The sequence below is a fragment of the Rhodovibrio sodomensis genome, from assembly GCF_016583645.1.
Lineage (GTDB): Bacteria > Pseudomonadota > Alphaproteobacteria > Kiloniellales > Rhodovibrionaceae > Rhodovibrio > Rhodovibrio sodomensis.
Window position 1 is genome coordinate 1 of sequence record NZ_NRRL01000001.1, and the last position, 12,604, is coordinate 12,604.

Below are 12,604 nucleotides of genomic sequence, written 5' to 3' on the forward strand. Positions count from 1 at the left end.
ACCGGCGACAGCATCCGCCACCTGTTCAACACAGTGGAGAACCAGGCGGTCGGCCCGGCGGGCGAGGTCGCCGAGAGCGGCAAGGCCCAGGTCCGGATCGCCGGCGCCACGGCCAGTGAGGACGCCGGCTCGGTCACGCTCGCGGTCACCCTCAACCGCGCCTCCGAGTACCGCCTCTCGGTCGGCTACCGCACCCAGGGGGTGAGCGGCGGCGACGCCGCCGCGGCCGGCAGCGACTACTCCGCGGCCAGCGGCACGCTGGTCTTCGCGCCCGGCGAGACCAGCCAGCAGATCACCGTGCCGGTGCTCGACGACAACACCTACGAGCGCGACGAGCGCTTCGCGGTCGAGCTGCACGCCGCCTCGAACTTCCTCGACATCGCCACCGGCGCCGCCGGCGTCACGATTACCGAGGACGATGCCCAGCCGACGCTGACCATGGCCGACGTCAACGCTGGCGAGACGGCGGCGACCGTCGGCTTCACGGCCGAGCTCGACCGCCCCTCCAAGTTCCAGATCGCCTTCGGCTACACCACCGCCGCGGGCTCGGCGGAAGCCGGCGCGGACTACACCAGCGCCAGCGGCACCGTGGCGATCGCCCCGGGTGACACGAGTGCGGGCATCTCGGTGCAGCTGTCGGACGACAGCTGGCACGAGGGCGACGAGACCTTCCACCTGGATCTCTCGGATGAGAGCGAGGTCGCCCTGGGCACCACGCGCGCGACCGCCACGCTGGCCGACGACGAGACCGCGCCGCTGCTGTCGGCCTCGAATGGCGGCGTCACCAACCCGGTCGGCGTCGAGGGCGACACGCTCACCTTCGTGGTCTCGATGACGCCGGCGAAAGAGGCGCCGGTCACCGTCAGCTACGCCACCCAGCAAGACACCGCCGACGGCGGCGACTACACCCCGGCCTCCGGCACCGCGACCTTCCAGCCGGGCGACACCGAGGTCTCGATCCCGGTGGTCACGACCGACGACAACCGCGACGAGCCGACCCAGGCGTTCCGCCTGCTGCTGTCCGGCGCCAGCGGCGCCGGCCTGGCCGACGCCAATGCGATCGGCACGATCCAGGACAACGACGCCACGCCGACGCTGACGGTGAACAACGCCAGTATCTCGGAGGGCGGCACGCTGTCCTTCCCGGTGAGCCTGAGCGGGGTGTCTGAGCGCAGTGTCTCGGTCGCCTTCGCGACCGCGCACGTCTCCACCGAGAACGGCGACTACGCCGGGCGCAGTTCGACGCTCACCTTCACGCCCGGCCAGACTTCCGGCGCGATCACGGTCGCGACCAGCGACGACAACACCTACGAGGGTAACGAGGCCCTGCGCCTGGACCTCTCCGGCGTGCAGCACGCCAGCCTGGCGCGGACCAGCGCCACCGGCACGATTCTGGAGGACGATCCCAAGCCGTCCTTCCGGGTGGAGAACGCGCCCAACCGCTACGAGAACCAGGGCGCGGCCTACTTCCCGGTCACCCTTAACCGGACAGCCGAGGCGAACGTCTGCGCCCGGCTCTCTACCCAGAACGGCAGTGCAGCCAACGGCAGCGACTACTATGGCCGGGACACCACGCTGTGCTTCTCGCCGGGCCAGACCTCGAAGACCTTCCAGGTGAACTTCCGCAACGACGGGAGCCACGAGGGTAATCAGTACTTCTACCTCAAGGCCACCAACCTGTCCGGCAACGCCACGATGGGGCGCAGCCGCGGATCCACCTACATCCTGAACGACGATCCCAACTATAGCTCGTGCGGTGCCACTACCGTGTACTGGGGTGGTTGGTGCAGAGATTACATTTCCGGCGGCAGCCATGGTTCAACGCGCACTGTTGTTGATCCTCTCCGGAACAGCCGTAAATCCGACTACTATGGCGGTGGCTCCTGCGTCTGCAACGACGGGAGCTGGTCCTGCGGTGGCGCCTGCAATCGGTGGATCGACTAGATGGGCAGAGTCGAGGAGGAGCGCAGTGGCGGTGGGTCCCGGGGAGTAGCCGTTGGCCGGCGGCTTTCGCCAGATGTCGGTGCCTCAGTCCCGTCGCTCCGTTTCTCCTCCCCGCTCATCGAAAGCAACGTACGGTTCTCCCGAATTGCGCTTTTACACGGCGCGCAACTAGATAGCTCCAATCTATAATCAACCCACCCAACATTCTATCGGGCTGGCGTCCATACTTCGGACCTGATCGATCAGAGAGGCTCTAGCACGGGCGCCGGGACGCTTTTCCGATCCAGCCAACCTCACGTGCCACGCATCGAACAGTTAGAGCCCCGCCCAGGAACTTTGGGCGGGGCTCCGGTCCAAAAAAAGGGGGGCAGCGATCAGGCGGCCTGCGCGGACTTCGACTTGGCAGCCTTGCGCTCCTGCGCGGCCGCCTTCTGGTTCTCGTTGATCTGAGCGAGCGGGCCGCGCTTGGCCAGACGCTGCCTGACCTTCGAGTAGTTCGGCGCGACCATCGGGTAGTCCTCCGAGAGACCCCACTTTTCGCGATACATCTTTGGCGTCAGGCCGTACACGCTCTCGATATGCCGCTTCAGCATCTTCAGCTTCTTGCCGTCCTCGAGGCAGACGATGTAGTCGTCCTGAACCGAGTCCGCGATCGGCACCGCCGGCTGCTGGCCACCCGCCGCCGCGACCGCGGCCGGCATCGCACCCACCTTCGGCTCGACCCGCGCCGCGGCCTGATCCATGTCCAGGCCCTCCGAGCAAACGTCCTTGAGCGCCTGCGCGACGTCCCGCGCCAGGCCTGGAATCTTGTCGGCGTCGAAGCTGTTCTTCTGCAGGAAGCCCGCCAGGACGTTGCTCGTCGCCATCATCAGCTTGTCGTTCATCGTGTTCTCCTGTCAGCTGGGGTCGAGCCCCCTTGATAACCCTACTCAGGGCCGGTGACTGTGCCATTTGGCACATCGCCTACCCAAGAAATGGGCCCCTTCTCCAAATTTGGCCGTGCTGAACCGAAAAAAGTTGCCTGTTGGCACATTTTTCGGTTCGCCGCGCCCGGGGCAGTGGGGTCTCCCCGGTCGCCGTCCCGTCGTTACAATCATGAATACCCCGTTCTTTACGGTCTTGGCAAGCGTGAAAACCGAAATGGGGACGCGCATCAGACGAGTCGTGAATACACATCCGTAGTGAAGACCTGACCGGATGGGTAGCGGCGGCGCCGGCCGGTGGGACCCGGAACCGGCCGACGCCGCCGCCACCCCAAGCGGAGTTTGGGAGAGGGCGGGCGCTCGCGCGCCAGATGAACAAGCGACAGCAAGAGAGAGACCAGGCCTATGACCGACCCGTTCGACACCGACGCCTTCGGCGACCCGTTCGGCGACGACTTCGGCGATCCCTTCGCCCTGGAGTCCGGGGCCGATTACGGCGACCCGTTCGCCCCGGCGGAGGCCGAGCGCGCCGCCCCCGCGATCGACATGGCGCAGCTGATGACCGGCCTGAACCCGCGCCAGCAGGAAGCGGTGGGGTCCACCGAGGGGCCGGTCCTGGTCGTCGCCGGTGCCGGCACCGGCAAGACCCGCGTGCTGACCACCCGGATCGCCTACATTCTGGCCCAGAAGCTGGCGCGGCCGGAGGAAGTGCTCGCCGTCACCTTCACCAACAAGGCCGCCGGCGAGATGCGGCATCGCCTCGGCGACATGGTCGGACCGGACGCCAAGCGCCTGCGCATGGGCTCGTTCCACAGCGTGTCGATGCAGATGCTGCGCTGCCACGCCGAGGCGGCCGGCCTGGCGAGCGGCGACTTCCAGATTCTCGACGAGGACGACCAGCGCACGCTGTTCACCGGCGTGGTCGAGCAGCTCGGCCACAAGCCGGGCAAGAGCAAGAAGGAGTGGACGCAGAAGATCAAGCGCCTGCACCAGCTCGTGGTCTCCTTCAAGGAGGAGGGCTGGACGCCCGAGGACGCGCGGCGGAAGTTCTCCGCGCGCACGCCCGACGACGCGCCGGCGCTGGACGCCTATCCGCTCTACAACGAGGCGCTGGTCAGCCGGAACGCCTGCGACTTCGCGGATCTGCTGCTGCACATGGTGCGTCTGTTCCGGGAACGTCCGGAGATCAAGGCGCGCTGGTCCGAGCAGTTCCGTTACGTGCTGGTCGACGAGGTGCAGGACACCAACCAGCTGCAATACGAGTGGCTCGAGCACCTCGCCCGCCGTCACGCCAACCTGTGCTGCGTCGGCGACCCGGACCAGGCGCTGTATCAGTGGCGCGGCGCGCGTCCTGACCTGCTGCTGAACTTCGCCGAGGACTGGCCCGGCACCCACACCGTGGTCCTGGAGCGCAACTACCGCAGCACGCAGCCGATCCTCGACGTCGCCAACCGCGTCGTCGCGATCAACCCGCGCCCGGCGCCGAAGACGCTGGAAAGCGGCAGTGCCGGCGACCCCGTGGAGTTCAACGAGTACGCCACCAGCTGGGACGAGGCGCAGCAGATGTCGGACGACATCGCCCAGCGCGTGCGCGGCGGTCAGGACCCGCGCGAGATCGCGATCCTGGTCCGCTCGCAGCGGGTCATGCTGCAGATCGAGAAGGCTCTGAACGCGCGCGGCGTCTCTTACCAGGTGGTCGGCGGACAGAAGTTCTTCGCCCGCGAGGAGATCCGCGACCTCAACGCCTACATCCGGCTCACCCACGATACCCGGGACTCGCTGGCGCTCCAGCGGATCGCCAACAAGCCGGTCCGCGGCCTTGGGCCCAAGGCGGTCGACCAGGTGATCGCGACCTTCGAGGCCGGTTACGGCGACCTCGTGGAGGCCCTGCGGGAGGTCGCGGCCAACGGCCGCCGGATCACCCAGTCCGCGGCCGACGGCATGAACCGCCTGGCCTGGCTCGTCGAGCAGGCGAACGCCAAGGCGCGCGAGGGGACGAATCCCGGCGAGCTGATGAGCTGGCTGATCGCGGAGACCGACTACGTCGCCTGGCGCCGTGCCTCGGGCGACGAGTCCTGGCGGGATCGTGCGGACAACCTGCGCGAGCTGGCGGCCGACGCCGGCGAGTACCGGTCGATCGGCAGCTACCTGCAGCAGGTCGCCATCATGTCCGCGGCGGATGCGAGCGACGACACCCGCACGGTACGCCTCTCGACCGTCCATGCCGCCAAGGGACTGGAGTTCGATACGGTGTACACCCCCGCACTCGAGAACGGCGTGCTGCCGAACGCGGCCTCGCTGCGCGAGCACTACGGGCCGGCGGAGGAGCGCCGGATCTGCCACGTCGCCTGGACCCGCGCCAAGCAGGAACTGATCGTCTCGTTCGCCCAGAGCCGTCTCGGCCAGGCGGCGGAACCGAGCCCGTTCCTGTTCGATGCCGGCCTGATGGACGCCGCACGCAAGGGTTCCGGCCCGCGCTCGGCGGTGATGCGCCAGAGCCAGGGGCGCCCGCAAACGCCCCGCCCGGTCAAACCCGGCAGCTACTACGACCAGGCGGCGCGCAGCGGCGATACCAGCCGTCAGTCCGGGATCGGGCTGCGCGGCTTCCACAAGCGCCCGAAGCGGACCGCCAGCTAGACGGGCGTACGACAAACGGCGGCCGGACCTGGAGGTCCGGCCGCCGTTTTCTTGTGATCCGGGCCGATTTCAGACCTAGCGGGCCAGATTGAACCACTCGACGGGCGTGGTCAGGACCACCGGTTCGCCGGTCAGGTTCAGGATCGCGATCGCCGTCAGCGCGAGCGCCATGCCCGGCCCCCAGGGGAACACGCGCGGGGCGCGCCGGCCGCGGCGCCAGCGGCGGATGGCGTAGCCCAGGAACAGGGCGTAGGACACCAGCACCGTGATGATCAGGTGCGCCAGGATGCCCTGCCAACCGATCCACATGCCGCAGGCAAAGCCGAACTTGACGTCGCCGAAGCCGATCCCGGCCGTGCGGCCGGCAAACAGGTTGAGCGCGAGGTAGAAGCCGCCGAGCGCGGCGCAGCCGATCAGGTAGTCGGTCCAGACGAAGCCGGTCGCCGGCTCGACCGTGGCCATCATCAGGCCCAGGATCAGCAGGACGCCGACCTCCCGGTCCGGAATCTGCAGGATCCTGAGATCGGTCGCGATCACCTCGCGCACGCAGACCAGCAGGTAGAGCAGCGCGGAGGACTGCAGGGCGATGACGGGAATGGAGAGCACGTGCGCGACCTTCGAACGGAGCTGGCCCGAGGATCGGGCGGCGGACTGCGCCTGGGCGACGCGCTCGCGGGGAGAGTTGGCAGTCAGGGTCCTCAGGCGTGCTGGGACAGCAGGTCCTGGGCCTCGAAACCGGCGCGGCTGATGCTGCGTTTGAGCTTGCCGAGCGCGCGCATCTCGATCTGACGGACCCGTTCGCTCGAGACCCCCAGTTCCTCGGCGATCGCACCCAGCATGAGTTTGGGCTCCTTCAGGTGCCGGCCCTCGATCACCAACCGCTCGCGCGGCTTTAGCTGGCCGAGGTGCTCACGCACCACGCTCAGCATCCGCTCGGCGGTCACGTCATCCATGATCTTGGCTTCGCCGGTGCTCGGATCCTCGATCAGGGAGGAGAGATCCGGCTCGCCCTCCTCGCCGCCCATCGACAGCGACATCGGCTGCAGGGCGCCGCGCATTTGCGCCAGGTCCACCGCGTCGACGTCGTGGATGTCGGCACAGGCCTCGAAATCCTCCTGGCTCATCCGCCCGGAGAGCTTGCGCAGCGCGCCGCGCTCGCGGCGCGACCGGCCGATGCGCACCGGGGTCAGGTTGTGCAGCATGAAGTCTTGAATATAGGTCAGGACCCAGAAAGCCGCGTAGGTGGCGAAGCGGTTGCCCTTCTCCGGCTCGAACCGCTCGGCGGCCTCGATCAGTCCGAGGTTCCCCTCGTTCACGAGGTCCTGGAACGCCACGTTGTTGCGGCAGTACTTGCGGGCGGTACCGATCACCAGCTTCTGGTGCGCGACGATCAGCCGCTCGCGGGCGTCGTAGTCACGGTCTTCCCGCCAGGCCCGCGCGAGCTCGTACTCCTCCTCACGGGTCAGCAAGGGGGTCGCGATCGCGGCAGCCCGGATGCGGGTGTCGTTCGATGCAACGGGATCGCTCACGTCTAGGTCCTTCCCTGCATGAAGGACTTGCGGGCGGGCGACCGGGGGCCGCCCGCCCGCAAGCCCGGTTACTCGGCCGCCGCCGCAGCAGGCTCGGCCGGCTTACTGTCCTTGCCGGCCTCGTCGGCCGCCGCGTCGCCGCCCAGGCCGTAGGCCGCCCGGACCCGGCGATCGATCTCCTCGCTGACGTCGGCGTTGAGCGCCAGGAACTCCGCGGTCTTGGCCTTGCCGTGACCGAGGCGGGTATTGCCGAAGGAATGCCAGGCACCCGCCTTCTGGATGATCCCGGCCTCGATCCCGAGGTCGATCAGCTCGCCCATGTAGGACACGCCCTCGCCGAAGATCAGATCGAACTCGGCCGTCTTGAACGGCGAATTCATCTTGTTCTTGGCAATCTTAACCTTCACACGGTTACCGATCACGTTCTCCCCGTCCTTCACCGAGCCGATCCGACGGATGTCGAAGCGCATCGAAGCGTAGAACTTGAGGGCGTTGCCGCCGGTCGTGGTCTCCGGAGAGCCGAACATGACGCCAATCTTCATCCGGATCTGATTCACCATGAGAAGCGAGGTGTTCGTGCTCTTCACGGCACCGGTGATCTTGCGCATCGCCTGGCTCATCAGGCGCGCCTGCAGGCCCGGCTGGTTGTCGCCCATGTCGCCCTCGAGCTCGGCACGCGGCACCAGCGCGGCGACCGAGTCGACGACCACCACATCGAAGCCCCCGGAGCGGATCAGCCGTTCGGTGATCTCGAGCGCCTGCTCGCCCGTGTCGGGCTGGGCGACGTAGAGCTCGTCGATGTTGCAGCCGAGCTTGCGGGCGTACTCCGGATCGAGCGCGTGCTCGGCATCGACGAAGGCACAGGTGCCGCCGGCCTTCTGGGCCTCCGCGACCACCTGCAGCATCAAGGTCGTCTTGCCAGAGCTCTCCGGGCCGTAGATCTCGCTGATCCGGCCGCGCGGCACGCCGCCAATGCCCGTCGCGATATCGACGCCCAGCGAGCCCGTCGAGATCGATGGCCAGCTGCCGCGCGAGCCGGTGCCGTCCATCTTCATGACCGCGCCCTTGCCGAACTCCTTCTCGATTCCCGCGAGCGCGTGCTCGATCGCCTTGCGCTTCTGCTCGCGCTGCTGATCGTCGCTCATGCCCGTGGTATCGACCTTACCGGCGAGCTTGCTCGGACGGCCCTTCTGATTGCTCATATCGCGTGTCCACTTCCCTGGTCATGGGGTCTACGGCGCACGCCGCGCCGAGATCATGGGAGGGAAGTGGGTTCGGTCGCCGGGCTTGGCCGGCGCGATTTTCGGGACCGCATGTGTCGCGACCGTAAAAGGGCCTTTGAGTAGGCTTATACGGTCGCGACCCTCGCGAATACGGTCCCAGGTACCTTTTTTGGGTCGTATGTTATTTTTTTCGGTTGCAAGCCGGTCAGGGGTAGCGTATACCTAGCATTATGTTCGGTCGGCGCCCACATGCGGGCCCTACCAGGTCATCCCCGCCGGCGCATAGCCGGCCCCGAATAGGAGGAACCCTGCGATGTCCGCCAAGACGGCCCGCGTCGCCCTTCGCCGCAAGAGAGTCGTGATGCTGAGCGCCGAGCAGGAGTACGAGCTGCTCCAGTCCTGGCTGCTCGACGGCGACTACGATGCCCGCGCCGAGCTGGTCCGCCAGTTCCGGCCGCTTGCCGCCCGGATCGCCGCCGGCGTCGCGGCCCAGTCCGGCGGCGATATGATCGACGACCTGCGTCAGGAAGCGATGACCGCCCTGATCGAGACGCTGGACAAGTACCGCCTGGAGAAGAAGACCCGCTTTGGTGTCTACGCCCGGATGCACATCGAGCACGCCTGCCGGCGCTACACGATGGACCAGGCCGGCCCGACCCGGGTGGCTACCAACCTGCAGGACAAGAAGCTCTTCTTCGGCTTCCGGAAGATGCGTGAGACGATCGAGCGCGAGAGCGGCGAGCCGCTGACTGACGAGGGCCGGGCGAAGATCGCTCGCGACCTCGGCGTCTCCCTCGACGCGATCAAGCGCATGGAGCCGCGGATTGCCCGCGCCGACCTCTCGGTCGAAAGCATCATGACGGGGCCCGACGACGACAGCGAGGCCGCCCCGCGCCACCACGACGCGCTGACCGACAAGGGGCCGAGCCCGGAGGAGATCTGCGCCGACCAGATCGACCAGTCGCGCATCCGCCAGGCACTGGGCGAGGCGCTCGCCGAGCTGGATCCGATCGCCTACCGGGTGGTCTACGACCGCCGGCTGGCGGAGACCAAGAAGAGCTACGCCGTGATCGGCGAGGAGCTCGGGCGGGAGATGCAAACGCCGAAAAGCCGCAAGCAGGTCCAGCAGATCGAGGCCGAGGCACTGGGCAAGCTCCGCGATCACCTGACCGAGATGGGCTTCGTCGGCGCCGACGTCGCCATGGTCTTTTGAGCCAGCCCAGGTCAGGGAGACCCGATCATGCTCCAAGCTCGCGCGATCCAGACCGAAGCGCCCGACACCCACGTTCTGCAGGGCGCCGTCACAGGCCTCAACTACCGGCTGCTGTCAAGCGAGACCGGCATCCGGCTGACCGCCTCGGGGCGCACTTGGCCCGCCCCGCTGCCCGATGCGGCCACCGCGCTTGCCATCATCGACGGCCTGGAGGCCGCCGCCGCGATCGAGGACGGCCCAGCCGCGGCGCTCTCCACCCAGCAGCTGGCGAACGCCCGGATAGCACTCAACGCGCGCCTGGCCGACTTTCGTCGTGGCGTCGCGGGTAAGGTTGAGGCCTGCCTCCTGATGGATCTTCGCCGGCGATGCGAGGGGGAGCTGCTTCGCCGCGGCGTGCCTGTCTTCGAGGGCACGGCGCACTGAGTCCCCGGCGCACGACGCGCGCCGGGTCTGGACACCACCTCCCCAGATACCGCCTTCCAAAAACCACAACCCCTGCCGGCCCGTGAGCCGGCCCCGAGGATCCCGGAGAGATCGCCCAGAGATGATAGACGCCGAGTTCACCGACTGGCGCAAGACTTTCGAGCAGTTGTGCGCCAGCGCCCAGATCCCCGTTCCCAGCGTGAGCGCAATGGAGCACATGTGGGATGACGGCCTCGAGCCGGAAGAGGCCGCGCAGGCCGGCCGGGTCGCTCTCTACGACCGGCGGATAACGCCGAAGACCGACGCCCGCAGCCTGAGCGGCTACCAGCCGGCCGACTAGCCGCGCGGATCATCCGGCAATCGCGCCGCACCGGGCGGGCCAGCGCAAGCTGCCCGCCCGCTTCGCATCCGCGCCCGGCACCCGGCGGAGCCCATGAAGGTGCTGTCTTGTGCAGCGCTCCGGATCGCCCCTCCCCGCATGACCCCTTTCAGAGCCGATCTGATCGGGGCGGCGCTCGCGCGGAGCATGGCCGAGATCGCCGCCGTCAAGCTGGTGATCGGCACCGGCGGCCTCGAGATGATCCGCCCGATACGGTGATCGTCAGCGGTGACTGCGCGCGGGTTACAGACGCAGCCTCTCGACCAGCTCCGCGCCCCACTCATTGAAGGTGATGCCCGTCAACTGCCAGGTGAAGTCCTGGAGCTCCATCCGAACAGTCGCTATCGCGCGGCCGTTGATCCCCGCCTGCGCGCAGTAACTGAACGGACCGCGGCAGAAGAAGCCCTCCTCCAGCTTCAACCGGTAGCCAGACAGGTCGTTCTGGGTCTCGATCCGCTTGATCTGCTGCACGAGGCCAGGCGCGGTCGGCTCGGAGTAGCCCCCGAAGAACCTGGTCACGAGCCCGTCGATCAGCAGCTGGGCCATGCCGGACTTCGGTCCATCTCCCAGGGCCATCTGGCGCTGGGCGTGCAGCGCGCGCTGCAGGGCCGGGTAGTCGATCCGGACCGATAATTCGGCGGCATCGTGGCGCTTCATCGCCTCCAGGGTGGCGTCGGCTGACGCCGCCGCCCACCAGCAGCAGCCACTGAACCCGACCAGGAAAACCCAGCCCAGCGCCGTCACGACCCGACCGCCGCCGATGCTGCGCGGGCGCCCGCCACCGGTTCCGCTGCGCTGCGAACCGGTGGCCGCGGTTTGCGCCTGCCCGCGATCGAGATGGTTCGCTACGCCCCCACTGCCCTCGTTTTCCGTCATTTCCGCCTCCAGGTTCACTAATGGCCTCCGGCGTCACAACGCCTTGAAAAGCACGTGGGGACGCAACCAGCGGGCCGGGAAGGCGGCCGAGCCGACCCGGTCTGGAGCTCGACCGGGTCGCCCCCACGGCCATCGCGCAGAGGGTCACCCCACCTCCTGAAAGCCCCGTTCAAAAATACCCGACCGGCCCCGAGGACGGGGCCGGGCCGGCAGGGTCGGCGCGCCCTGCCGCGGCCCGTCGCTGGAGAACCGAGCGACGGGCCGCGCGAGCGCGCGCTGGCAAGATAGACATCAAGGAGACTGCCCCGTGAAAACCGTTACCCAGGACCAGGCCCTGAGTGCCGTCCTCCGCCGCCTGAAAGCCAACCCGGATCTGATCAAGCGCTACGCCGACGACGCCGGCGAGCCCGCGCGCCAGGCCTGCTTCGACCCGCAGGCCTGGCAGCTTGCGAGCGCCAAGGGCTTCTACAGCAAGACCTTCCGCTTTCAGGTGCCGCAGTCCGGTGACCGCATCCAGGCCGAGGTCACGGTCGAGAACGGCAAGATCAAGACCACCCGGCTGATCGATGCGGTCATCGACCAGGAAAAGGCTGATGAGAAGGCGGCCCAGCAGGCCGCCCAACAGGCCGCTCAGCAGGCCGCTCAGCATGCCGCTCAGCAGAACGGCCCGCAGGGCGCGGGTGTTGCGACCCAGCTGCCAGGGACCGCGAACCTCGGTCCAGTACTCCTGCAGACCCTGACCGGCATCCGGCAGATCATGGCCTCCGGCGATCAGACCGCGATCCAGGCCCTGCAGGCCGCGATGCAGAACGCCCCGGCGCAAAGCCCGGCCACGGGCGCACCCGCCAATGCCGGCGCGCCCACGGCCGCGCCCCAGGCCCCGGTTCAGCGGCCCGCCGCTCAAGGATCCGCCATCGATCCGACGCAGAGCCCGAACGGGCCCGTGCAGGCGGGCCAGGTCCCGGGCGCGTCCGATCCCGCGGCCGCACAGAACGCCCACACCTTCGAGCTGCGCTTCTACGACCAGGACCCGAAGCTGGTCGCCCAGTGCATCGCCATGATGCAGGCGCAGAAGCCGGAGATCGTTGGATACGTCGACAACGGGCCCGCGAGCAAGACCGCGAGCCCGCTGAATCCGGCCGAGGCCGCCCTGGTGCGCTCGGTCGACCTGCTGTTCGACGACGCGGATGACCGGGATGCCATGCAGAACGACCAGGCGGGCATCCAGACCTACGAGAGCTACGCCAAGGGTGGCGTCTTCGCCAACCAGTCCGCGAGCTACTCCGCGATCACCCCGGGCAAGACGGCCTACGCCACGGGTCCGGGTGGGCTCGCGGTCGTGCCGGGTGCCTGACCGGTCCACCGCCGATCCGGCGACCCCACCCTTCCAGACAGAAACGCGCGCGAGACCGCGCTTGAACGCCGGCCAACAGCCGGCACTGGCCGCGCGGGACCGA

General features: G+C 68.1%; 11 protein-coding genes. 6 read left to right on the forward strand and 5 right to left on the reverse strand.

The window, feature by feature from the left end; translation table 11 throughout:
• Window positions 1–1,944, forward strand: a 1,944-nt coding sequence (locus tag CKO28_RS00005) for a Calx-beta domain-containing protein (protein WP_274610873.1), incomplete at its 5' end; no start/stop codon positions are given.
• Between the two features lie 374 nt (window positions 1,945–2,318).
• Here CKO28_RS00005 and CKO28_RS00010 read toward each other — a convergent pair.
• Window positions 2,319–2,828, reverse strand: coding sequence for a Ros/MucR family transcriptional regulator (locus tag CKO28_RS00010; RefSeq protein WP_200338400.1), 510 nt, complete (start codon window positions 2,826–2,828; stop codon window positions 2,319–2,321).
• 444 nt (window positions 2,829–3,272) lie between these two features.
• Between CKO28_RS00010 and CKO28_RS00015 the strand changes: the two genes are divergently transcribed.
• Window positions 3,273–5,504 (forward strand): ATP-dependent helicase, encoded by a 2,232-nt coding sequence (locus CKO28_RS00015; RefSeq protein ID WP_200338402.1) that lies wholly within the window; start codon window positions 3,273–3,275, stop codon window positions 5,502–5,504.
• A gap of 75 nt (window positions 5,505–5,579) precedes the next feature.
• On the opposite strand, the gene CKO28_RS00020 is transcribed toward CKO28_RS00015, so the two are convergent.
• The 3 genes from CKO28_RS00020 to recA form a co-directional block, all read right to left on the reverse strand.
• Window positions 5,580–6,110 carry a prepilin peptidase gene (locus tag CKO28_RS00020; RefSeq protein WP_200338404.1) on the reverse strand — a complete coding sequence of 177 codons (531 nt, stop codon included), beginning with the start codon at window positions 6,108–6,110 and terminating at the stop codon, window positions 5,580–5,582.
• 92 nt (window positions 6,111–6,202) lie between these two features.
• Window positions 6,203–7,033, reverse strand: coding sequence for a sigma-70 family RNA polymerase sigma factor (locus tag CKO28_RS00025; protein WP_200338815.1), 831 nt, complete (start codon window positions 7,031–7,033; stop codon window positions 6,203–6,205).
• Between the two features lie 68 nt (window positions 7,034–7,101).
• Window positions 7,102–8,178, reverse strand: a complete 1,077-nt coding sequence (gene recA / locus CKO28_RS00030; RefSeq protein WP_200338816.1) for a recombinase RecA — start codon at window positions 8,176–8,178, stop codon at window positions 7,102–7,104.
• A 391-nt stretch (window positions 8,179–8,569) separates the two neighbouring features.
• On the opposite strand from recA, the gene CKO28_RS00035 reads away from it, so the two are divergent.
• The 3 genes from CKO28_RS00035 to CKO28_RS00045 all read left to right on the forward strand — a co-directional run bounded on the left by CKO28_RS00035 (window position 8,570) and on the right by CKO28_RS00045 (window position 10,232).
• A complete protein-coding gene (locus CKO28_RS00035) occupies window positions 8,570–9,469 on the forward strand; it encodes a sigma-70 family RNA polymerase sigma factor (protein ID WP_200338406.1) in 900 nt (299 codons plus the stop codon).
• Window positions 9,470–9,496: 27 nt separating this feature from the next.
• On the forward strand, window positions 9,497–9,892 hold the full coding sequence (locus CKO28_RS00040) for a hypothetical protein (RefSeq protein ID WP_200338408.1): 396 nt from the start codon (window positions 9,497–9,499) through the stop codon (window positions 9,890–9,892).
• 121 nt (window positions 9,893–10,013) lie between these two features.
• Window positions 10,014–10,232, forward strand: coding sequence for a hypothetical protein (locus tag CKO28_RS00045; protein WP_200338410.1), 219 nt, complete (start codon window positions 10,014–10,016; stop codon window positions 10,230–10,232).
• A gap of 282 nt (window positions 10,233–10,514) precedes the next feature.
• On the opposite strand, the gene CKO28_RS00050 is transcribed toward CKO28_RS00045, so the two are convergent.
• The gene (locus tag CKO28_RS00050; RefSeq protein ID WP_200338412.1) at window positions 10,515–11,147 is read right to left on the reverse strand and encodes a DUF2939 domain-containing protein; all 633 of its coding nucleotides are present in this window, start codon (window positions 11,145–11,147) and stop codon (window positions 10,515–10,517) included.
• A 307-nt stretch (window positions 11,148–11,454) separates the two neighbouring features.
• Here CKO28_RS00050 and CKO28_RS00055 point away from each other — a divergent pair, with 307 nt between their 5' ends.
• Entirely contained in the window at window positions 11,455–12,501 is a 1,047-nt protein-coding gene (locus CKO28_RS00055; protein ID WP_200338414.1) for a hypothetical protein, read from the forward strand.
• The last annotated feature ends 103 nt before the right edge of the window (window positions 12,502–12,604 follow it).